16 protein-coding genes, 3 tRNA genes and 4 rRNA genes are annotated in these 20,998 nt (G+C 52.8%); 16 read left to right on the forward strand and 7 right to left on the reverse strand.

Translation table 11 applies throughout. The features are described from left to right. Positions 1-248: 248 nt before the first annotated feature. The 15 genes from msrP to AC6I8A_RS17575 all read left to right on the forward strand — a co-directional run bounded on the left by msrP (position 249) and on the right by AC6I8A_RS17575 (position 14,345). Entirely contained in the window at positions 249-1,253 is a 1,005-nt protein-coding gene (msrP, locus tag AC6I8A_RS17505; protein WP_256697607.1) for a protein-methionine-sulfoxide reductase catalytic subunit MsrP, read from the forward strand. Further along, a complete protein-coding gene (msrQ, locus tag AC6I8A_RS17510; protein WP_293792367.1) occupies positions 1,254-1,856 on the forward strand; it encodes a protein-methionine-sulfoxide reductase heme-binding subunit MsrQ in 603 nt (200 codons plus the stop codon). 232 nt (positions 1,857-2,088) lie between these two features. Further along, positions 2,089-2,541, forward strand: coding sequence for a type II 3-dehydroquinate dehydratase (gene aroQ / locus AC6I8A_RS17515; protein ID WP_007891972.1), 453 nt, complete (start codon positions 2,089-2,091; stop codon positions 2,539-2,541). A gap of 21 nt (positions 2,542-2,562) precedes the next feature. Continuing rightward, complete coding sequence (gene accB, locus AC6I8A_RS17520; RefSeq protein WP_265298602.1) at positions 2,563-3,033, forward strand: acetyl-CoA carboxylase biotin carboxyl carrier protein; 471 nt, start codon at positions 2,563-2,565, stop codon at positions 3,031-3,033. An 11-nt stretch (positions 3,034-3,044) separates the two neighbouring features. Then, positions 3,045-4,394, forward strand: a complete 1,350-nt coding sequence (gene accC, locus AC6I8A_RS17525; RefSeq protein WP_008101999.1) for an acetyl-CoA carboxylase biotin carboxylase subunit — start codon at positions 3,045-3,047, stop codon at positions 4,392-4,394. Positions 4,395-4,466: 72 nt separating this feature from the next. Beyond that, positions 4,467-4,709, forward strand: coding sequence for a YhdT family protein (locus AC6I8A_RS17530; protein WP_008102001.1), 243 nt, complete (start codon positions 4,467-4,469; stop codon positions 4,707-4,709). Continuing rightward, complete coding sequence (panF, locus tag AC6I8A_RS17535; RefSeq protein ID WP_061720208.1) at positions 4,699-6,144, forward strand: sodium/pantothenate symporter; 1,446 nt, start codon at positions 4,699-4,701, stop codon at positions 6,142-6,144. Before AC6I8A_RS17530 ends, panF begins: the two co-directional genes overlap by 11 nt. 11 nt (positions 6,145-6,155) lie before the next feature. Continuing rightward, positions 6,156-7,037, forward strand: coding sequence for a 50S ribosomal protein L11 methyltransferase (gene prmA, locus AC6I8A_RS17540; protein ID WP_256697611.1), 882 nt, complete (start codon positions 6,156-6,158; stop codon positions 7,035-7,037). A 220-nt stretch (positions 7,038-7,257) separates the two neighbouring features. After that, positions 7,258-7,968, forward strand: coding sequence for a carbonic anhydrase (locus AC6I8A_RS17545; protein ID WP_497818839.1), 711 nt, complete (start codon positions 7,258-7,260; stop codon positions 7,966-7,968). A gap of 390 nt (positions 7,969-8,358) precedes the next feature. Beyond that, the gene (gene dusB, locus AC6I8A_RS17550) at positions 8,359-9,324 is read left to right on the forward strand and encodes a tRNA dihydrouridine synthase DusB (RefSeq protein ID WP_036648759.1); all 966 of its coding nucleotides are present in this window, start codon (positions 8,359-8,361) and stop codon (positions 9,322-9,324) included. 24 nt (positions 9,325-9,348) lie between these two features. Further along, a complete protein-coding gene (gene fis / locus AC6I8A_RS17555; protein ID WP_007891954.1) occupies positions 9,349-9,645 on the forward strand; it encodes a DNA-binding transcriptional regulator Fis in 297 nt (98 codons plus the stop codon). A gap of 543 nt (positions 9,646-10,188) precedes the next feature. Beyond that, positions 10,189-11,214: an amino acid ABC transporter substrate-binding protein gene (locus AC6I8A_RS17560; RefSeq protein ID WP_293792380.1), complete on the forward strand. Its 1,026-nt coding sequence runs from the start codon at positions 10,189-10,191 to the stop codon at positions 11,212-11,214. 66 nt (positions 11,215-11,280) lie between these two features. Continuing rightward, positions 11,281-12,459, forward strand: a complete 1,179-nt coding sequence (locus tag AC6I8A_RS17565) for an amino acid ABC transporter permease (protein WP_497818840.1) — start codon at positions 11,281-11,283, stop codon at positions 12,457-12,459. 15 nt (positions 12,460-12,474) lie between these two features. Continuing rightward, entirely contained in the window at positions 12,475-13,575 is a 1,101-nt protein-coding gene (locus AC6I8A_RS17570) for an amino acid ABC transporter permease (protein ID WP_061720212.1), read from the forward strand. 8 nt (positions 13,576-13,583) lie between these two features. Beyond that, positions 13,584-14,345 (forward strand): amino acid ABC transporter ATP-binding protein, encoded by a 762-nt coding sequence (locus AC6I8A_RS17575; RefSeq protein ID WP_061720213.1) that lies wholly within the window; start codon positions 13,584-13,586, stop codon positions 14,343-14,345. Between the two features lie 150 nt (positions 14,346-14,495). On the opposite strand, the gene rrf (AC6I8A_RS17580) is transcribed toward AC6I8A_RS17575, so the two are convergent. The 7 genes from rrf (AC6I8A_RS17580) to AC6I8A_RS17610 all read right to left on the reverse strand — a co-directional run bounded on the left by rrf (AC6I8A_RS17580) (position 14,496) and on the right by AC6I8A_RS17610 (position 19,949). Next, positions 14,496-14,611, reverse strand: a 5S ribosomal RNA gene (gene rrf / locus AC6I8A_RS17580). 36 nt (positions 14,612-14,647) lie between these two features. Beyond that, positions 14,648-14,723, reverse strand: a tRNA-Thr gene (locus tag AC6I8A_RS17585). 15 nt (positions 14,724-14,738) lie between these two features. Next, positions 14,739-14,854 (reverse strand): 5S ribosomal RNA (gene rrf / locus AC6I8A_RS17590). 106 nt (positions 14,855-14,960) lie between these two features. Further along, positions 14,961-17,866, reverse strand: a 23S ribosomal RNA gene (locus tag AC6I8A_RS17595). Positions 17,867-18,067: 201 nt separating this feature from the next. Beyond that, a tRNA-Ala gene (locus AC6I8A_RS17600) sits at positions 18,068-18,143 on the reverse strand. Between the two features lie 116 nt (positions 18,144-18,259). Beyond that, positions 18,260-18,336, reverse strand: a tRNA-Ile gene (locus AC6I8A_RS17605). A gap of 73 nt (positions 18,337-18,409) precedes the next feature. Next, positions 18,410-19,949: ribosomal RNA gene (locus AC6I8A_RS17610) — 16S ribosomal RNA — on the reverse strand. The 16S, 23S and 5S rRNA genes sit together here with 3 tRNA genes alongside, the layout of an rRNA operon. 491 nt (positions 19,950-20,440) lie before the next feature. Here AC6I8A_RS17610 and AC6I8A_RS17615 point away from each other — a divergent pair. Next, positions 20,441-20,995 (forward strand): gamma carbonic anhydrase family protein, encoded by a 555-nt coding sequence (locus AC6I8A_RS17615; protein WP_265303466.1) that lies wholly within the window; start codon positions 20,441-20,443, stop codon positions 20,993-20,995. Positions 20,996-20,998: the final 3 nt, after the last annotated feature.

A 20,998-nucleotide genomic window follows, 5' to 3' on the forward strand; every position in this document is an offset into this window, starting at 1 on the left:
CAAAATAGCACAAATCAAGGTGTGATTCAGTGCCAGACTGGCATCAAAATCGCACATAACACAGCTTGATAAGCGCTACGGCGCGAGTATAGCGTTAAACCGTGATCGCCTGACTTTGCTACGGGCTTTTTCGTCCTATTCTCAAAGAGTACGTTTTGCCAGGAAATTTCACATTTTTCCCCGCAAGTTCGCGCCTGACGCTGAAGTTGAGCATGCTGGTTATAACTTACTATTCACAGGAGAACGTCATGAAGCTGAAGCACTTGCTCACAGAAGCCGACGTCACGCCAGAAAGCGTCTTTAATATGCGCCGCCGTCAGGTGTTAAAAGCGTTGGGATTAGGCGCAGCAGCAGCCAGTTTGCCAGGCACGGCGCAAGCCGATGTGTTGAGCTGGTTTAAAGGCAATAACCGCCCGCCCGCGCCCGCTGGCAGAGATTTAGATTTCACTAAACCGGCCGAATGGCAGGCCGATTTGCCGCTCACGCCGTTTGATAAGGTGTCGGGTTACAACAACTTCTACGAATTTGGTCTGGATAAAGCCGATCCTGCCGCCAATGCCGGCACGCTAAAAACCGATCCGTGGAAGCTGCGCATTGAAGGTGAAGTGGCCAAACCGATCACGCTGGATATGGATGACATCTTCAAGCGTTTCGCCATGGAACAACGCATTTATCGCATGCGCTGCGTCGAAGCCTGGTCGATGGTGATTCCGTGGGTCGGCTTCGAGCTCAACAAGCTACTAAAACTGGCTGAACCCACCAGCAATGCACGCTATGTGGCGTTTGAAACGCTGTATGCACCTGACCAAATGCCCGGTCAGAAAGATCGCTTTATCGGCGGCGGGCTGGATTATCCCTATGTAGAAGGCTTGCGTCTTGATGAAGCGATGCATCCACTGACGCTGCTGAGTACCGGCGTATACGGCAAAGCGCTGCCACCGCAAAATGGCGCGCCGATTCGCCTGACCGTGCCGTGGAAATATGGCTTCAAAGGGATTAAATCGATCGTGAAGATCACGCTGACGCACGATCGTCCACCAACCACCTGGAGCCAGATCGCTGCCAATGAGTACGGTTTCTATGCCAATGTGAACCCGCATGTGAATCATCCGCGCTGGTCGCAGGCTACCGAACGCTTTATTGGCGCGGGCGGCATTCTAAAGGTTGATCGCCAACCTACGCTGCTGTTCAACGGCTACGCGAAAGAAGTGGCTTCACTGTATCGCGGGCTGGATTTACGGGAGAACTATTAAGTGCGCCTCACTTTACGCCACATTACTGCGTTAAAAGTTGTGCTGCATCTGGCGGCTTTTCTGCCGTTTGTTTATCTGTTTATGGCGGCGAGTCAGGGCTGGCTGAGCGCCGATCCGGCGAAAGATATCCAGCATTTTACTGGCAGAATGGCGCTAAAGCTGCTGCTTGCCACGCTGCTGGTCAGCCCATTAACGCGCTACCTGAAACAGCCGCTGCTGATTCGGACCCGCCGCCTGCTCGGCGTGTGGTGTTTTGCCTGGGCCACTTTACATCTCACCAGCTACTACTTGCTGGAACTTGGCTACGATCATCTGCGTTTACTCGGCAGTGAGTTGGTTTCTCGTCCTTATTTGTTACTGGGGATGATCAGCTGGACGATTCTCTTCGCCCTCGCCATCACCTCATTTCAACGCATGCAGCGCAAACTGGGTCGTCGCTGGCAAACGCTGCATAACGGCGTCTATCTGGTCGCGATCCTCGCACCTATCCACTATCTTTGGTCTGTGAAAGTCGTGTCCCCGCAGCCGGTAATCTACGCCGTGCTGGCCATCGCGCTGTTAGCGTGGCGTTACAATAAGTTGCGTAAACTTCTCTCCAGATAATCCCCGCACGGTTGTGTTCCTCCCGCGAGATCTGTTAAAAAGTGTGGCCTTCGGGCCGCATTCGATCAACTTCGCAGATAAGACCAGTATTTTGCTGCGAATGTCGACGAAACGGATATAATGCCCGGCTTTATTGCAAACGAAGTCTTCTTTTTCATCCTCAAGGGTGACAAACGCAAGATGGCGCGGTATTTTACGCGATGCCTTACTGATTGCAGGAGATAGCAGCAAGATGGCGCACAAATTTCACATACTGCTTTTGAACGGTCCCAATCTGAATTTATTGGGAACGCGCGAGCCTGATAAGTATGGTCACACCACGCTGGCGCAAATCGTCGGCGATCTGACGCAACAGGCCGATCAGCACCATGTGAAATTGAGTCATTTGCAATCGAACGCAGAGTTCCAGCTGATTGACCGTATTCACGAAGCCCGCGGCAACGTGGATTACATCATCATCAATCCTGCTGCGTTTACGCATACCAGCGTTGCACTGCGTGATGCCCTGTTGGCGGTTAGCATTCCTTTTATTGAGGTGCATCTCTCGAACGTGCATGCACGCGAACCGTTCAGACATCACTCCTATCTTTCCGATGTATCTGCTGGCGTCATCTGTGGACTTGGCGCTGATGGATACTCGTGGGCTTTACAAACGGCAGTAAAACGCCTGTCACATTCCAATTAAACAGAGTACGGAACCACACTCATGGATATTCGTAAAATTAAGAAACTGATCGAACTGGTTGAAGAGTCTGGCATCTCCGAGCTGGAAATCTCCGAGGGCGAAGAGTCCGTTCGTATCAGCCGTTCACCTGCAAATGCCGGCTACCCAATGATGCAGCAGGCTTATGCTGCGCCAATGATGCAGCAGCAGCAGCCTGCGCTGGCGACCGCTGTGGCACCTGCCGCACCGGCTGCAGCAGAAGCTAAACCAGAAATCAGTGGCCATATCGTGCGTTCTCCGATGGTGGGCACCTTCTATCGCACCCCAAGCCCAGACGCGAAAGCCTTCGTTGAAGTTGGCCAGAAAGTGAATGCCGGCGACACCCTGTGCATCGTTGAAGCGATGAAAATGATGAACCAGATCGAAGCCGACAAATCCGGCGTTGTGAAGGCGATTCTGGTCGAAAGCGGCCAACCGGTTGAATTTGACGAGCCGCTGGTCATCATCGAATAACGAGGCGAAGCATGCTGGATAAAATTGTCATTGCTAACCGTGGTGAGATCGCGCTGCGCATTCTGCGTGCCTGCAAAGAGCTGGGCATTAAGACTGTTGCCGTGCACTCCACCGCGGACCGTGACCTGAAGCACGTGCTGCTGGCAGACGAAACCGTCTGCATCGGCCCACCACCTTCGGTCAAAAGCTACCTGAACATCCCGGCACTGATCTCCGCCGCTGAAATTACCGGCGCGGTCGCTATTCACCCGGGTTACGGCTTCCTCTCTGAGAACGCCGATTTCGCCGAGCAGGTTGAGCGCTCAGGCTTTATCTTCATTGGCCCGAAAGCCGATACCATTCGCCTGATGGGCGACAAAGTGTCTGCGATCACCGCAATGAAGAAAGCCGGCGTACCCACCGTACCAGGTTCTGATGGCTCGCTGACCGACGACATGGAAAAAAACCGTGCCTTCGCTAAGCGCATCGGTTATCCGGTGATCATCAAAGCCTCTGGCGGCGGCGGCGGTCGCGGTATGCGCGTTGTGCGTAGCGACAAGGATCTTGAGCAATCCATCAACATGACGAAAGCGGAAGCCAAAGCGGCTTTCAACAACGACATGGTGTACATGGAGAAGTACCTCGAGAATCCACGCCACATCGAGATTCAGGTGCTGGCCGACGGCCAGGGTAACGCGATCTATCTGGCCGAACGTGACTGCTCAATGCAGCGTCGTCACCAGAAAGTCGTTGAAGAAGCACCAGCGCCAGGCATTACGCCGGAACTGCGTCGCTATATCGGCGAACGCTGCTCTAAAGCCTGTATCGACATCGGCTATCGCGGTGCAGGTACGTTCGAGTTCCTGTACGAAAACGGTGAGTTCTACTTCATTGAGATGAACACCCGTATTCAGGTTGAGCATCCGGTGACAGAAATGATCACCGGTGTCGACCTGATCAAAGAGCAGCTGCGTATTGCTGCTGGTCAGCCGCTGTCGATCAAACAGGAAGACGTGGTGATTCGCGGTCATGCGGTGGAATGCCGTATTAACGCCGAAGATCCGAATACCTTCCTGCCAAGCCCAGGCAAGATCACCCGCTTCCACGCGCCGGGCGGCTTCGGTGTTCGTTGGGAATCGCATATCTATGCCGGTTACAGCGTGCCACCGTACTACGATTCCATGATTGGTAAGCTGATTACCTACGGTGAAAACCGTGACGTGGCAATCTCGCGCATGAAGAATGCGCTGGCGGAACTGATCATCGACGGCATCAAGACCAACATTGAGCTGCAGATGAAAATCATGTCCGACGAAAACTTCCAGCAGGGTGGGACTAACATCCACTATCTGGAGAAAAAACTCGGCCTGCAAGAGAAGTAATCGCAGCGCAGAGCAAGACAGAGGCCGGTTAACTCCGGCCTTTTTCATTTTTGTCGCCTTTGAGGTTACATAATGGATTGGCGTTTTTTACAAGCGAACAAAGAGGCGCGCTGGTCGTTTTATTTGACGCTAGCCTACCTTGCCGTTTGGGGACTTTCTGCCTGGCTGGGCGGCAATGAGATCGGCTTCTTTGGCTTACCAAGATGGTTTGAGCTTTCGTGCCTGTTCGCCCCGCTGCTGTTTATTGTGTTGTGCTGGCTGATGGTGCGCGTGCTGTTCCGCGACATGTCGCTGGAGGATAACGATGGACTCTGAAATCATTCTTCCGCTGTTGGCCTATCTGGTGCTGATCGCTGCGCTGTCGGTGTTTGCGATGCGCAAGCAGCGTCAGGGCAACTTCCTGAGTGAATACTTCCTCGGCAGCCGTTCGATGGGCGGCTTTGTGCTGGCCATGACCATCACTACCACTTACATCAGCGCCAGCTCATTCATTGGCGGCCCCGGCGCTGCCTATAAATATGGTCTTGGTTGGGTGCTGCTGGCAATGATTCAGGTGCCCGCCGTCTGGCTTTCTCTTGGCGTATTAGGCAAGAAATTCGCCATTCTGGCGCGTCGTTACAATGCTGTGACGCTTAACGACATGCTTTATGGCCGCTACGGCAGCACGTTACTGATTTGGCTCTCCAGTATCAGTTTATTGGTGGCGTTTATTGGCGCGATGACCGTGCAGTTCATCGGTGGCGCGCGTCTGCTGGAAACCGCTGCGGGTATTCCTTACGACACCGGCCTGCTCATCTTCGGTGGCACCATCGCGCTCTACACTGCTTTCGGTGGCTTCCGCGCTAGCGTGCTGAACGATGCGATGCAAGGCATGGTGATGCTGATCGGCACCTTCCTGCTCCTCTTCGCGGTAATTCACCAGGCGGGCGGGCTGGAAAGCGCAGTAACCAAACTGCACAACATCGATCCACAACTGACGTCGCCGGAAGGCGTTGGCAATGTCATCAATCCAACCTTCCTCAGCTCGTTTGCGGTACTGGTGTGTTTCGGTGTGATTGGTTTGCCCCACACTGCGGTGCGCTGTATTTCGTATAAAGACAGCAAAGCGATGCATCGTGGCATTGTGCTCGGCACCATTGTGGTAGTGATCCTGATGCTTGGCATGCATCTGGCCGGTGCGCTGGGCCGCGTGATTTTGCCCGATCTCACCATCCCCGATCGCGTGATCCCCACGCTGATGATTACCGTGTTACCGCCGATGGCGGCGGGCGTATTTCTTGCGGCGCCAATGGCGGCCATTATGTCGACCATTAACGCGCAGCTGCTGCAATCCTCCGCTACGCTGATCAAAGATCTCTACCTGCGTATTGCACCGCAGCACAGTGAAAATGAGGCGCGCCTGCGCATGCTGTCAGGCACTATCACTTTCGTGCTTGGCGTGCTGCTGCTGCTGGCGGCGTGGAATCCACCCGATATGATTATCTGGCTGAATCTGCTGGCATTTGGTGGTCTTGAAGCCGTGTTCCTGTGGCCGCTGGTACTGGGCTTGTATTGGGAGCGCGCCAACTCTACCGGTGCGATCAGCGGCATGCTGGTCGGCGCGGGATGCTATACGCTGCTTGCCAGCCTGAACATTGAATGGTGGGGTTTCCACCCAATCGTTCCGTCATTGACCTTAAGCCTGCTGGCCTTCCTGGTGGGTAATCTGTTTGGCCGCACGCCTGCAACGCATGCAGCGGCACTGGAATAAAGAGAAACGCTATGCCTTGGATTCAAATCAAAATTAACAGCACCGGTGAAAACGCCGAAACCCTGAGCGATGCGCTGATGGATGTTGGCGCGGTGTCGGTCACTTTCCAGGATACGCACGACAATCCGGTTTACGAGCCGCTGCCGGGCGAAACGCTGCTGTGGGGCGATACCGATGTCATCGGCCTGTTCGACGCCGAAACCGAGATGAGCGATGTGGTGGCCGAGTTAAGCCAGCATCCGCTGCTGGGATCCGCGTTTCGCCATAAGATCGAGCAGATCGAAGATAAAGACTGGGAACGTGAATGGATGGATAACTTCCACCCAATGCGTTTCGGTGAGCGTCTGTGGATCTGCCCGAGCTGGCGCGATGTGCCGGATCCAGATGCCGTCAACGTGATGCTGGATCCGGGCCTTGCATTTGGTACCGGCACGCATCCCACCACGTCGATGTGTTTGACCTGGCTTGATGGGCTGGATCTGCAAGGCAAAACGGTGATCGACTTTGGCTGTGGCTCCGGCATCCTCGCTATTGCCGCACTAAAATTAGGCGCAGCGCAGGCGATCGGTATTGATATCGATCCGCAGGCGATCCAGGCCAGCCGCGATAATGCCGAACGTAATGGCGTCTCTGAGCGTCTGGCGCTCTATCTGCCCCACCAGCAGCCGGAAAACCTGCAGGCTGACGTGGTGGTCGCCAACATCCTCGCTGGTCCACTGCGCGAATTGGCGCCGCTGATTAGCGTGCTGCCGAAAGCCGGTGGGCATCTTGGATTGTCCGGCGTGCTGGCGAGCCAGGCCGAAAGCGTGTGTGAAGCTTACGCCGATCGTTTTGCACTCGACGCGGTTGCCGAGAAAGAAGAGTGGTGCCGCATCACCGGCGTACGCCGCTAATCAGCCCGCTTGCCAGTCGGGCTAACTGACTGGCAAGCCGTTCTATTTTTCTGAGACCCGTCTCAAAGCGCCAGCCCTTCTCATCTACTGCCGTTTCTTTACATTTCAATCATTACAATCCTGCTTCAGGCGATAGCGCTATCCCTTTTGGCAATGTCTTTTAGGGCATTTCACTTCGATAAATCGCTGAAAGTAATTGATTATGATAAAGGAACTTTGTTTGCTCGCTTTTCTGACAAGCATGGCGTCGTTCACGCACGCCCATAGCTCCAACTGGTCTTATGAAGCACCAGATGAGTGGGGCAACTTGCACGCCGATTATCACACCTGTAAAAGCGGTGTGAACCAGTCGCCTGTCGATATCCGCAAGGTGGTGAATGGACAACTGCCGCCGCTGACGTTGAGCTATCAAGCCAAACAAAAATCCATCATCAATAACGGTCACACCATCCAGATCAACGTCAAGGATGGCGATGCGCTGACGCTGGATGGCGAAGCTTATACGCTGCGTCAGTTCCACTTCCATACGCCGAGCGAAAATCTGATTGATGGCAAACGCTTTCCGCTGGCTGCGCATTTCGTCCATGCTAGCGAAGAGGGCCATCTGGCGGTGGTTGGCGTGATGTTTGAAGCCGGGTCGGAAAACCCTGCGCTGGCAGAGGTACTGCGTGAGTTACCCGCTGAAGTTAACAAAGAGGTGGCCCTGCAACAGCCACTCAATCTCAGCGCTCTGATTCCGGGTCAAAAGAACTACTTTCGCTTTAGTGGTTCGCTTACGACGCCACCTTGCACCGAAGGTGTGCGCTGGTTAGTGATGAAGCAAACTGTTTCGGCATCTGCTGAACAACTCAAAACGTTCACCACCTTGTTGGGTGAACATGGCAACAGTCGTCCTGTGCAGCCGCTGAATGGACGCGTGATTATTGAATAGTGACCTGATAACTGAGGTTACATCCGTCACTCCCTCTGCACGCGCGCTCCAGGGGAGTGACATTCAATCCACTATTGGCGGAAAAGACGTTAAGCTAACGTAACTAAGTAGCTCAATTAATAATCATTATGGCGTCATTTCTTTCGCTAATTACCTGAAGTGGCGGTTTTTATGTTGTGATTTTGGTCATGTTTTGAGAAAAATTTTTGTACACAATTCCATCATATTTTTTTAATCATATGAAATATAATGATTAATACCTTTCCTTGTGGCTGATAAGTTGATTTCCCCTCTCTCTAACGGCGAATTGTTCAAAGTTTGGCCTTTCATCTTCTTTAAAAAATGCGTAATATACGCCGCCTTGCGAACAGTTAGGGTCACTTCTTTTTCATGCGCATTGGACAACATCAGCTACGTAATCGACTCATTGCTGCGCCTATGGCCGGAGTATCCGATAAGCCATTTCGCACCCTGTGTTACGAGAACGGCGCCGGTATGACTGTCTCCGAGATGCTGTCGTCGAACCCGGAAGTTTGGGCCAGTGACAAATCCCGTTTGCGTATGGTGCATAGTGACGAGCCTGGTATTCGCGCCGTGCAAATTGCCGGTTGCGATCCTGATGAGATGGCTGCTGCCGCGCGCATTAATGTGGCGTCTGGCGCGCAGGTTATCGATATCAACATGGGCTGCCCAGCCAAAAAAGTGAATCGTAAGATGGCAGGTTCAGCGCTGCTGCAACATCCGCAACTGGTGGAGTCCATTCTCACCGCGGTCGTCAATGCAGTGGATGTACCGGTTACGCTGAAGATTCGCACCGGCTGGGACAAAGAAAATCGTAATTGTGTAGAGATTGCCCAATTGGCTGAACGCTGTGGCATTCAGGCTCTCACCATTCATGGCCGCACGCGCGCCTGTTTGTTTGAGGGATTTGCTGAATACGACAGCATTCGGACAGTTAAGCAGAGCGTTTCCATTCCGATCATCGCGAATGGCGACATTACTGACCCGCATAAAGCCAGAGCGGTGCTCGACTATACCGGAGCCGATGCTCTTATGGTTGGCCGTGCCGCTCAGGGAAGACCGTGGATCTTCCGGGAAATCCAGCATTATCTGGACACAGGGGAGCTGCTGGCACCGAAGCCGCTGGCTGAAGTGAAGCAAATGCTGATTGGACACATACGGGAGCTGCACGACTTTTACGGTCAGCGCAAAGGATACCGTATTGCCCGAAAACACGTTTCCTGGTATTTGCAGGAAAGTGCTCCTGATGACCAGTTTCGGCGCACATTCAACGCCATAGAGGATGCCAGCGAACAGCTGGAGGCGTTGGAGGCATACTTCGAAAATCTTGCGTAAACGAAATAAAGAGCTGAAAGAACTATGTTCGAACAACGCGTAAATTCTGACGTACTCACCGTTTCTACCGTTAACTCTCAGGATCAGGTGACCCAAAAGCCACTGCGTGATTCGGTTAAACAGTCACTGAAGAACTATTTTGCTCAACTGAACGGTCAGGATGTGAGTGACCTGTATGAGCTGGTATTGGCAGAAGTCGAGCAGCCTCTGTTGGACATGGTGATGCAGTACACCCGTGGCAACCAGACCCGTGCAGCTCTGATGATGGGTATCAACCGCGGTACCCTGCGTAAGAAGCTGAAAAAATACGGCATGAACTAATCTGTTCGTTGCTGCGATAACGCCAGCCTTGCGGCTGGCGTTTTTGTTTCTGCAGCCCGGATAATTTCCTGACGTTAGCAACGCATGAAACAATTGGCGCGATAATGGTAACGATAGTTGCAATTTCCGCAGTGATATCCCCTCCCCCTTAGCAACACCTTTTTCTCCATTTTACTTCGCGCCTATTTATCCTTCATCACGCTTCAGCCCGCTCTCTCTGTGATCATTAACCGCTTCGGCCGTAAGCGTGCAAACTCATACATCCACTCCTGAGCGTTAGCTCACACTGCTTCCATATAGTGAAACTTTTTGCACTATTTGTGATCGTGTCGTCTCGTCATGCTGCCTTTTGGTGCGCCATATTAGTCAGAATCTTCTGAGTGCTTCAGTTTATTAAAAGATCTTTCCAGAGAATTCAGGATTCTGCAAACCTGGCATCAGGTTTGCAGAGTTGTGAATGGCTAACCACCACAGACAGAAAACAGCGCACATTAAAGTGCGCGCAAACATAACAACACACGATATCGCCACACAGGATGCTTTATGAAAAAGATGATGCTTTCCACTTTGGTTGCTGCAGCCTCGCTGTTCGCCGTTGCTCAACAAGCGCACGCTGGCACCACGCTGGATGCCATTAAAAAGAAAGGTTTTGTACAGTGCGGCATCAGTGACGGCCTGCCAGGCTTCTCTTATGCTGACTCTAACGGCAAATTCACCGGTATTGACGTGGATGTATGCCGCGCAGCGGCTGCCGCAGTATTTGGCGACGCAACCAAAGTGAAATACACCCCGTTGACCGCAAAAGAGCGCTTCACCGCGCTGCAGTCCGGTGAAGTGGACATCTTGTCTCGTAACACCACATGGACCTCATCGCGCGATGGCGGCATGGGCTTCCTGTTTGCAGGCGTGAACTATTACGACGGTATCGGCTTCCTGACTCACCAGAAAGCCGGTCTGAAAAGTGCTAAAGAGCTGGATGGTGCCACCGTGTGTATTCAGGCCGGTACTGATACCGAGCTGAACGTGGCTGACTACTTCAAAACCCACAAAATGCAGTACACGCCAGTGACCTTTGACCGCTCTGACGAATCCGCCAAAGCGCTCGACAGCGGCCGTTGCGACACCCTCGCATCCGACCAATCTCAGCTGTATGCGCTGCGTATTAAACTTGGCAAGCCAGACGAGTTCATCGTACTGCCAGAAGTGATCTCCAAAGAGCCGCTGGGTCCCGTTGTGCGTCGCGGTGATGACGATTGGTTCACCATCGTTAAATGGTCGCTGTATGCCATGCTGAACGCGGAAGAGATGGGTATCAGCTCTAAAAATGTCGATGACATGGTAGCCAAGCCAACTACACCGGATATGGCACATCTGCTGGGCGCGGAAGGTGACTTCGGTAAAGACCTGAAGCTCGATAACAAGTGGGCTTACAACATCATCAAACAAGTAGGTAACTATCAGGAAGTGTTCGACCGTAACGTCGGTAAAGACAGCGCACTGAAAATTAAACGCGGCCAGAATGCGCTGTGGAATGCGGGCGGCATCCAGTACGCTCCGCCAGTTCGTTAATTCCGTCCTGCCAGTCGGGCACCGCATCCTGCGGTGCCCACGCGTAATCTTCACTGAGGTTTTAACATGTCGCAACGCCCAACCGTAAAAAGGGATTTTTCGTTCGGTAATCCTACGGTTCGCGCCTGGCTTTACCAGATCGTCGCGATTGTTGCCGTGCTTGCTGTGGTGGGATATCTAATCCACAACACCGTAATCAACCTGGCCAATCGTGGCATCACTTCCGGATTCGGGTTTCTGGATCGCAGTGCCGGCTTCGGCATTGTCCAGCACCTGATCGAATACACCGAAGGCGACACCTACGCGCGCGTGTTTATGGTGGGGTTGACCAATACCCTGCTGGTTTCCGCGCTCTGTATTGTTTTCGCTTCGATCCTTGGCTTTGCCGTTGGCCTGGCTCGCTTGTCTGAGAACTGGCTGCTGCGCAAGCTTTCAACCATTTACATCGAGACCTTCCGTAATATCCCGCCGCTGCTGCAGATCTTTTTCTGGTACTTTGCGGTACTGCGTAACCTGCCCGGCCCGCGTCAGGCACTCAACGCGTTTGATTTAGCATTCGTCAGCAATCGCGGTTTGTATATCCCGTGGCCCGAGTACGCGCCTGGCACCTGGCCATTTCTGATCGCGCTGGCGTTAGCGGTGCTGGGTTGCGTGGCGCTGTTCCGCTACAACCGTAAGCATCAGCTTAAAACCGGTCAACTGCGTCGCACCTGGCTGGCTGCGGTTGGGCTGCTGGTTTTGCTGCCGCTGATTGCTCATACCCTGTTTGGCGCTGCCATGCATTGGGATGTGCCAGAACTGCGTGGATTTAACTTCCGCGGCGGTTTCGTAATGATCCCTGAGCTCGCTGCGTTGACTCTCGCGCTGTCGGTTTATACCTCGTCGTTTATAGCCGAAGTAATTCGCTCTGGTATTCAGTCGGTACCGCATGGTCAAAATGAAGCCGCACGTTCGCTCGGTTTACCTAATCCAGTAACCATGCGTCAGGTGATTATCCCGCAGGCCATGCGTGTGATTATCCCGCCACTGACCAGCCAGTATCTCAATATCGTGAAAAACTCATCGCTGGCGGCCGCTATCGGCTATCCAGACATGGTTTCGCTGTTTGCCGGTACCGTGCTGAACCAAACCGGTCAGGCGATTGAAACTATTGCGATTACCATGGCGGTCTACCTGATTATCAGCCTGATCATTTCACTGCTGATGAACCTCTACAATCGCAAAATTGCGCTGGTTGAGCGTTAAGAGAACGGGATCATTATGTCTGTTACTACACATGAAACACCGCCGATTCCGACCAACCCACTGAGTAAGGCTTGGCTCTGGGCACGCAAAAATCTGTTCTCCAGTTGGCTGAATACGCTGCTGACGCTATTCAGTATCTGGCTTATCTGGAACGTGATTCCTCCGGCACTGAACTGGCTGGTATTTCAGGCTAACTGGATTGGTGAGACGCGCGCAGATTGCACCAAAGAAGGCGCATGTTGGGTGTTTATCCATGCACGCTTTGGCCAGTTTATGTATGGACTCTATCCGCATGAGCTGCGCTGGCGCATCAATCTGTCGCTGGTCATCGGCTTGCTCTCGATCATTCCGATGTTCATCAAATCAATGCCGCGTCGCGGTCGCTATATCGCCTGCTGGGCGGTGGTCTATCCGATTGTGGTTTGGTTCCTGATGTATGGCGGCTATTTCGGTTTAGAGCGCGTAGAGACTCGCCAGTGGGGCGGCCTGACATTGACGCTGATTATCGCGTCAGTGGGGATTGCCGGCGCACTGCCGTTGGGGATTTTACTGGCGCTGGGACGCCGCTCAGAAATGCCGGTGGTGCGTACACTTTCGATCATCTTCATTGAGTTCTGGCGTGGCGTACCGCTGATAACCGTACTGTTTATGTCGTCGGTGATGCTGCCGCTGTTTATGGCGGAAGGCACCACCATCGACAAACTGGTGCGTGCACTGGTTGGCGTGATCTTGTTCCAGTCCGCTTATGTCGCAGAAGTGGTACGCGGCGGTTTGCAGGCGCTACCGAAAGGCCAATATGAAGCTGCGGAATCACTGTCGCTGGGTTACTGGAAAACCCAGATGCTGGTGATTTTACCGCAGGCACTCAAGATGACCATTCCCGGCCTGGTGAATACCATCATTGCCCTGTTTAAAGATACCAGCCTGGTGATCATCATCGGCCTATTCGATCTCTTCAGTAGCGTGCAGCAAGCCACCGTCGACCCAACCTGGTTGGGGATGTCGACAGAAGGCTATGTGTTTGCTGCCATGGTTTACTGGATTTTCTGTTTTAGCATGTCGCGCTATAGCCAGTATCTGGAGAAGCGTTTTCACACCGGGCGTGCATCGCACTGAGGTTTAACATGACACAAACTATGACTAATGCGGCTGATGCCATGATGATTACACTCGAAAACGTTAACAAATGGTACGGCCAGTTCCATGTACTGAAAGACATCAACCTAAAAGTAAAACCACGTGAACGTATCGTACTGTGCGGACCTTCTGGTTCGGGTAAATCGACGACTATTCGTTGCATCAACCACCTCGAAGAACATCAGCAAGGACGTATCGTGGTGGATGGTATCCATCTCAATCACGATGTGCGCAATATCGAACGCGTTCGTACCGAAGTAGGTATGGTTTTCCAGCATTTCAATCTTTTCCCGCATCTTACGGTTCTGCAAAACTGTACGCTGGCGCCGATTTGGGTACGCAAAATGCCGAAGAAAGAAGCGGAAGAGTTGGCCATGCATTACCTCCAGCGTGTGCGCATTGCCGAGCATGCGCATAAGTTTCCCGGCCAGCTTTCGGGTGGTCAGCAGCAGCGCGTGGCTATCGCTCGTTCACTCTGTATGAAGCCGAAAATTATGCTGTTTGATGAGCCAACTTCAGCGCTCGATCCTGAGATGGTCAAAGAGGTGCTCGATACGATGATTGGCCTGGCAGAAGATGGCATGACCATGCTGTGTGTCACCCATGAGATGGGATTTGCGCGTACCGTGGCGGATCGCGTGATCTTTATGGATCGCGGTGAAATCGTGGAAGAAGCTCCACCTCAGGAGTTCTTCGCTAACCCGAAATCAGAACGTACGCGTGCGTTTCTGTCGCAGGTTATTCATTAATATCCAGATAGTGAGATTGAAAAGCGCCTCTGCTGCAAAGCAGAGGCTTTTTTATAACTGCAATTTTAATGGGGTGCTTTTGGCGGGCATAGAAGGTTTTGATGCATACAAAAAAGCCCTGAACTTTCGTTCAGGGCTTTTGTGTTTGATGCCTGGCAGTTCCCTACTCTCGCATGGGGAGACCCCACACTACCATTGGCGCTACGGCGTTTCACTTCTGAGTTCGGCATGGGGTCAGGTGGGACCACCGCGCTAAAGCCGCCAGGCAAATTCTGTAATTTACCGAACTCACGCTTTAAAACTGGTGCTGATACCCAGAGTCGAACTGGGGACCTCACCCTTACCAAGGGTGCGCTCTACCAACTGAGCCATATCAGCACACTTTAATTTGATGCCTGGCAGTTCCCTACTCTCGCATGGGGAGACCCCACACTACCATCGGCGCTACGGCGTTTCACTTCTGAGTTCGGCATGGGGTCAGGTGGGACCACCGCGCTAAAGCCGCCAGGCAAATTCTTTGCGCAAAAACGAATAACATCCGCTTCCGCTAAATCTTTAATCCGTAAAACAAGCTGAAAATACCGGTCTCTCAGACCAAAACGCCTCTGGCGTTGTAAGGTTAAGCCTCACGGGTCATTAGTACCGGTTAGCTCAACGCATCGCTGCGCTTACACATCCGGCCTATCAACGTCGTAGTCTTCAACGTCCCTTCAGGACTCTCAAGGAGTCAGGGAGAACTCATCTCGGGGCAAGTTTCGTGCTTAGATGCTTTCAGCACTTATCTTTTCCGCACTTAGCTACCGGGCAGTGCCATTGGCATGACAACCCGAACACCAGTGGTGCGTTCACTCCGGTCCTCTCGTACTAGGAGCAACCCCCCTCAATTCTCCAGCGCCCACGGCAGATAGGGACCGAACTGTCTCACGACGTTCTAAACCCAGCTCGCGTACCACTTTAAACGGCGAACAGCCGTACCCTTGGGACCTACTTCAGCCCCAGGATGTGATGAGCCGACATCGAGGTGCCAAACACCGCCGTCGATATGAACTCTTGGGCGGTATCAGCCTGTTATCCCCGGAGTACCTTTTATCCGTTGAGCGATGGCCCTTCCATTCAGAACCACCGGATCACTATGACCTGCTTTCGCACCTGCTCGAGCCGTCACTCTCGCAGTCAAGCTGGCTTATGCCATTGCACTAACCTCCTGATGTCCGACCAGGATTAGCCAACCTTCGTGCTCCTCCGTTACTCTTTGGGAGGAGACCGCCCCAGTCAAACTACCCACCAGACACTGTCCGCAGCCCGGATTACGGGCCTACGTTAGAACATCAAACATTAAAGGGTGGTATTTCAAGGTTGGCTCCACGCAGACTGGCGTCCACGCTTCAAAGCCTCCCACCTATCCTACACATCAAGGCTCAATGTTCAGTGTCAAGCTATAGTAAAGGTTCACGGGGTCTTTCCGTCTTGCCGCGGGTACACTGCATCTTCACAGCGATTTCAATTTCACTGAGTCTCGGGTGGAGACAGCCTGGCCATCATTACGCCATTCGTGCAGGTCGGAACTTACCCGACAAGGAATTTCGCTACCTTAGGACCGTTATAGTTACGGCCGCCGTTTACCGGGGCTTCGATCAAGAGCTTCTCCTTGCGGATAACCCCATCAATTAACCTTCCGGCACCGGGCAGGCGTCACACCGTATACGTCCACTTTCGTGTTTGCACAGTGCTGTGTTTTTAATAAACAGTTGCAGCCAGCTGGTATCTTCGACTGGCTTCAGCTCCGGGAGCAAGTCCCTTCACCTACGCGCCAGCGTGCCTTCTCCCGAAGTTACGGCACCATTTTGCCTAGTTCCTTCACCCGAGTTCTCTCAAGCGCCTTGGTATTCTCTACCTGACCACCTGTGTCGGTTTGGGGTACGATTTCGTGTTACCTGGAGCTTAGAGGCTTTTCCTGGAAGCAGGGCATCAGTTACTTCACCACCGTAGTGGCTCGTCGTCACGCCTCAGCCTTAAGATATCCCGGATTTACCAAAGATATCAGCCTACACGCTTAAACCGGGACAACCGTCGCCCGGATAACCTAGCCTTCTCCGTCCCCCCTTCGCAGTAACACCAAGTGCAGGAATATTAACCTGCTTCCCATCGACTACGCTTTTCAGCCTCGCCTTAGGGGTCGACTCACCCTGCTCCGATTAACGTTGAACAGGAACCCTTGGTCTTCCGGCGAGCGGGCTTTTCACCCGCTTTATCGTTACTTATGTCAGCATTCGCACTTCTGATACCTCCAGCAACCCTCACAGGCCACCTTCAACGGCTTACAGAACGCTCCCCTACCCAACAACACATAGTGTCGCTGCCGCAGCTTCGGTGCATGGTTTAGCCCCGTTACATCTTCCGCGCAGGCCGACTCGACCAGTGAGCTATTACGCTTTCTTTAAATGATGGCTGCTTCTAAGCCAACATCCTGGCTGTCTGTGCCTTCCCACATCGTTTCCCACTTAACCATGACTTTGGGACCTTAGCTGGCGGTCTGGGTTGTTTCCCTCTTCACGACGGACGTTAGCACCCGCCGTGTGTCTCCCGTGATAACATTCTTCGGTATTCGCAGTTTGCATCGGGTTGGTAAGCCGGGATGGCCCCCTAGCCGAAACAGTGCTCTACCCCCGAAGATGAGTTCACGAGGCGCTACCTAAATAGCTTTCGGGGAGAACCAGCTATCTCCCGGTTTGATTGGCCTTTCACCCCCAGCCACAAGTCATCCGCTAATTTTTCAACATTAGTCGGTTCGGTCCTCCAGTTAGTGTTACCCAACCTTCAACCTGCCCATGGCTAGATCACCGGGTTTCGGGTCTATACCCTGCAACTTAACGCCCAGTTAAGACTCGGTTTCCCTGCGGCTCCCCTATACGGTTAACCTTGCTACAGAATATAAGTCGCTGACCCATTATACAAAAGGTACGCAGTCACCCCATTAAAGAGGCTCCCACTGCTTGTACGTACACGGTTTCAGGTTCTGTTTCACTCCCCTCGCCGGGGTTCTTTTCGCCTTTCCCTCACGGTACTGGTTCACTATCGGTCAGTCAGGAGTATTTAGCCTTGGAGGATGGTCCCCCCATATTCAGACAGGATACCACGTGTCCCGCCCTACTCTTCGAACTCACAGTATGTGCACTTTCGTGTACGGGGCTATCACCCGGTATCGCGCGACTTTCCAGACGCTTCCACTAACGCACAAACTGATTCAGGTTCTGGGCTGTTCCCCGTTCGCTCGCCGCTACTGGGGGAATCTCGGTTGATTTCTTTTCCTCTGGGTACTTAGATGTTTCAGTTCCCCAGGTTCGCCTCGCAACACTATGTATTCATGTTGCGATGATGCACTGAGTGCACCGGGTTTCCCCATTCGGACATCGTCGGCTGTAGCGGTTCATATCACCTTACCGACGCTTTACGCAGATTAGCACGTCCTTCATCGCCTCTGACTGCCAGGGCATCCACCGTGTACGCTTAGTCGCTTAACCTCACAACCCACAGGCGTTTTGCAACGCTGCGGACTGCAGGCATTGAGAGACTCGAACATGTTGTTATTCATTTCTTATTACGGAGAAATGAACCAACACGTCGTTTCAATTTTCAGCTTGTTCCGGATTGTTAAAGAGCAATAACTTCGCAATGTACCCGAGGATACATTCTGAAGTTAGTTATCAACGTGGGGTCGTTGATGGTGGAGCTAAGCGGGATCGAACCGCTGACCTCCTGCGTGCAAGGCAGGCGCTCTCCCAGCTGAGCTATAGCCCCATAGAGTTTTGCAAAACGCGTGCTTACCAGGAGAATTCTTTCAGGTTCAAGGCGTGTCGATACGAAGCATACTCAAGTATGCGAGCTATCGGCACAACGCGGAAACTGGAAGAATTTGGTAGGCCTGAGTGGACTTGAACCACCGACCTCACCCTTATCAGGGGTGCGCTCTAACCACCTGAGCTACAAGCCTGCAGGCGTTTTACGCTCTTCTTTAATTTCATCAGACAATCTGTGTGAGCACTGCGCGGGAAGGTATCTTCAGGTAAGGAGGTGATCCAACCGCAGGTTCCCCTACGGTTACCTTGTTACGACTTCACCCCAGTCATGAATCACAAAGTGGTAAGCGCCCTCCCGAAGGTTAAGCTACCTACTTCTTTTGCAACCCACTCCCATGGTGTGACGGGCGGTGTGTACAAGGCCCGGGAACGTATTCACCGTAGCATTCTGATCTACGATTACTAGCGATTCCGACTTCACGGAGTCGAGTTGCAGACTCCGATCCGGACTACGACGCACTTTATGAGGTCCGCTTGCTCTCGCGAGGTCGCTTCTCTTTGTATGCGCCATTGTAGCACGTGTGTAGCCCTACTCGTAAGGGCCATGATGACTTGACGTCATCCCCACCTTCCTCCAGTTTATCACTGGCAGTCTCCTTTGAGTTCCCGGCCGGACCGCTGGCAACAAAGGATAAGGGTTGCGCTCGTTGCGGGACTTAACCCAACATTTCACAACACGAGCTGACGACAGCCATGCAGCACCTGTCTCAGAGTTCCCGAAGGCACCAAAGCATCTCTGCTAAGTTCTCTGGATGTCAAGAGTAGGTAAGGTTCTTCGCGTTGCATCGAATTAAACCACATGCTCCACCGCTTGTGCGGGCCCCCGTCAATTCATTTGAGTTTTAACCTTGCGGCCGTACTCCCCAGGCGGTCGACTTAACGCGTTAGCTCCGGAAGCCACTCCTCAAGGGAACAACCTCCAAGTCGACATCGTTTACGGCGTGGACTACCAGGGTATCTAATCCTGTTTGCTCCCCACGCTTTCGCACCTGAGCGTCAGTCTTTGTCCAGGGGGCCGCCTTCGCCACCGGTATTCCTCCAGATCTCTACGCATTTCACCGCTACACCTGGAATTCTACCCCCCTCTACAAGACTCTAGCCTGCCAGTTTCGAATGCAGTTCCCAGGTTAAGCCCGGGGATTTCACATCCGACTTGACAGACCGCCTGCGTGCGCTTTACGCCCAGTAATTCCGATTAACGCTTGCACCCTCCGTATTACCGCGGCTGCTGGCACGGAGTTAGCCGGTGCTTCTTCTGCGGGTAACGTCAATCGGTGAAGCTATTAACTTCACCGCCTTCCTCCCCGCTGAAAGTACTTTACAACCCGAAGGCCTTCTTCATACACGCGGCATGGCTGCATCAGGCTTGCGCCCATTGTGCAATATTCCCCACTGCTGCCTCCCGTAGGAGTCTGGACCGTGTCTCAGTTCCAGTGTGGCTGGTCATCCTCTCAGACCAGCTAGGGATCGTCGCCTAGGTGAGCCATTACCCCACCTACTAGCTAATCCCATCTGGGCACATCCGATGGTGTGAGGCCCGAAGGTCCCCCACTTTGGTCTTGCGACGTTATGCGGTATTAGCTACCGTTTCCAGTAGTTATCCCCCTCCATCGGGCAGTTTCCCAGACATTACTCACCCGTCCGCCACTCGTCACCCGAGAGCAAGCTCTCTGTGCTACCGTTCGACTTGCATGTGTTAGGCCTGCCGCCAGCGTTCAATCTGAGCCATGATCAAACTCTTCAATTTAAGTTTGATTTGCTGAAACACGTTCAGCGGTGCTCATCTGTAAAACGTCATAATGAATTTCATTATGTGTTCACTCGTGAGGCTTTGATATTTTGTTGCGTCCTAAGACGCTGATATCAATCCTGCGAGTGCCCACACAGATTGCCTGATAAATTGTTAAAGAGCGTTGCGAGCAGAGGCTGAACCGTCTGTCGCGAGGTGGCGTATACTACGCTACTCTCCTTCGGAGTCAAACACTTTTTTCAGCGTTTTCATCCGGCGGGATGAATTTCTTCACTCCCTGCTGAGCCGTCTGCGTTGCCGCTTTGCCGTCTCAGTGGTGGCGCATTATAGGGATCCGAATTTTTTGCACAACCCCTTTTTTCGATCTTTTTAATCGACTGCCGAGTTTTCACTCTTTTCGCTGCGATCGCGAGCGATCCGCTCAAAAATCATCTTGTTTATCCAACTTTTAAGCCGCAGGCTTGGTAAAAACGTAAAAGGAGAAGCTCATGTCTACAGCCCTACGACCTTATAAGAACCATTTTCCGCAACAAGGCGACCGCGTGATGATCGACAGCAGCAGCGTGGTGGTGGGTGAAGTACAACTTGCCGATGACGTAAGCATCTGGCCGCTGGTTGCGATTCGCGGTGACGTCAATAAAGTGATGATAGGTAAAAGAAGCAATATTCAGGATGGCAGCGTACTGCATGTCACTCACAAGTCCACCAGCAACCCAGAAGGTTATCCGCTGATTGTCGGCGAAGATGTCACAGTAGGGCATAAGGCGATGCTGCACGGCTGTACTATCGGCAATCGCGTACTGGTTGGTATGGGATCCATTCTACTGGACGGCGTGATCGTTGAAGATGATGTGATGATTGGCGCTGGCAGTTTGGTGCCGCCGGGTAAACGGCTGGAAAGTGGCTACCTGTATTTAGGCAGCCCGGTTAAACAAGTGCGCCCGCTCAGTGAAGCGGAGATTGCTGGGCTGCTTTATTCGTCCAACAACTATGTGGGTTGGAAGAATGAATATCTCGATCAGGAAAGCCAAACTCATCCCTGATAG

The sequence above is a fragment of the Pantoea sp. X-Soil-ISGK-275 genome (genome assembly GCF_059730795.1).

What these genes read in the sequence shown, in the direction of transcription:
- msrP (WP_256697607.1), top strand. Translation starts at nt 249, where the DNA reads ATGAAGCTGAAGCACTTGCTCACAGAAGCCGACGTCACGCCAGAAAGC.
- aroQ (WP_007891972.1), top strand. Translation starts at nt 2,089, where the DNA reads ATGGCGCACAAATTTCACATACTGCTTTTGAACGGTCCCAATCTGAAT.
- accB (WP_265298602.1), top strand. Translation starts at nt 2,563, where the DNA reads ATGGATATTCGTAAAATTAAGAAACTGATCGAACTGGTTGAAGAGTCT.
- accC (WP_008101999.1), top strand. Translation starts at nt 3,045, where the DNA reads ATGCTGGATAAAATTGTCATTGCTAACCGTGGTGAGATCGCGCTGCGC.
- AC6I8A_RS17530 (WP_008102001.1), top strand. Translation starts at nt 4,467, where the DNA reads ATGGATTGGCGTTTTTTACAAGCGAACAAAGAGGCGCGCTGGTCGTTT.
- panF (WP_061720208.1), top strand. Translation starts at nt 4,699, where the DNA reads ATGGACTCTGAAATCATTCTTCCGCTGTTGGCCTATCTGGTGCTGATC.
- prmA (WP_256697611.1), top strand. Translation starts at nt 6,156, where the DNA reads ATGCCTTGGATTCAAATCAAAATTAACAGCACCGGTGAAAACGCCGAA.
- dusB (WP_036648759.1), top strand. Translation starts at nt 8,359, where the DNA reads ATGCGCATTGGACAACATCAGCTACGTAATCGACTCATTGCTGCGCCT.
- fis (WP_007891954.1), top strand. Translation starts at nt 9,349, where the DNA reads ATGTTCGAACAACGCGTAAATTCTGACGTACTCACCGTTTCTACCGTT.
- AC6I8A_RS17560 (WP_293792380.1), top strand. Translation starts at nt 10,189, where the DNA reads ATGAAAAAGATGATGCTTTCCACTTTGGTTGCTGCAGCCTCGCTGTTC.
- AC6I8A_RS17565 (WP_497818840.1), top strand. Translation starts at nt 11,281, where the DNA reads ATGTCGCAACGCCCAACCGTAAAAAGGGATTTTTCGTTCGGTAATCCT.
- AC6I8A_RS17570 (WP_061720212.1), top strand. Translation starts at nt 12,475, where the DNA reads ATGTCTGTTACTACACATGAAACACCGCCGATTCCGACCAACCCACTG.
- AC6I8A_RS17575 (WP_061720213.1), top strand. Translation starts at nt 13,584, where the DNA reads ATGACACAAACTATGACTAATGCGGCTGATGCCATGATGATTACACTC.
- AC6I8A_RS17615 (WP_265303466.1), top strand. Translation starts at nt 20,441, where the DNA reads ATGTCTACAGCCCTACGACCTTATAAGAACCATTTTCCGCAACAAGGC.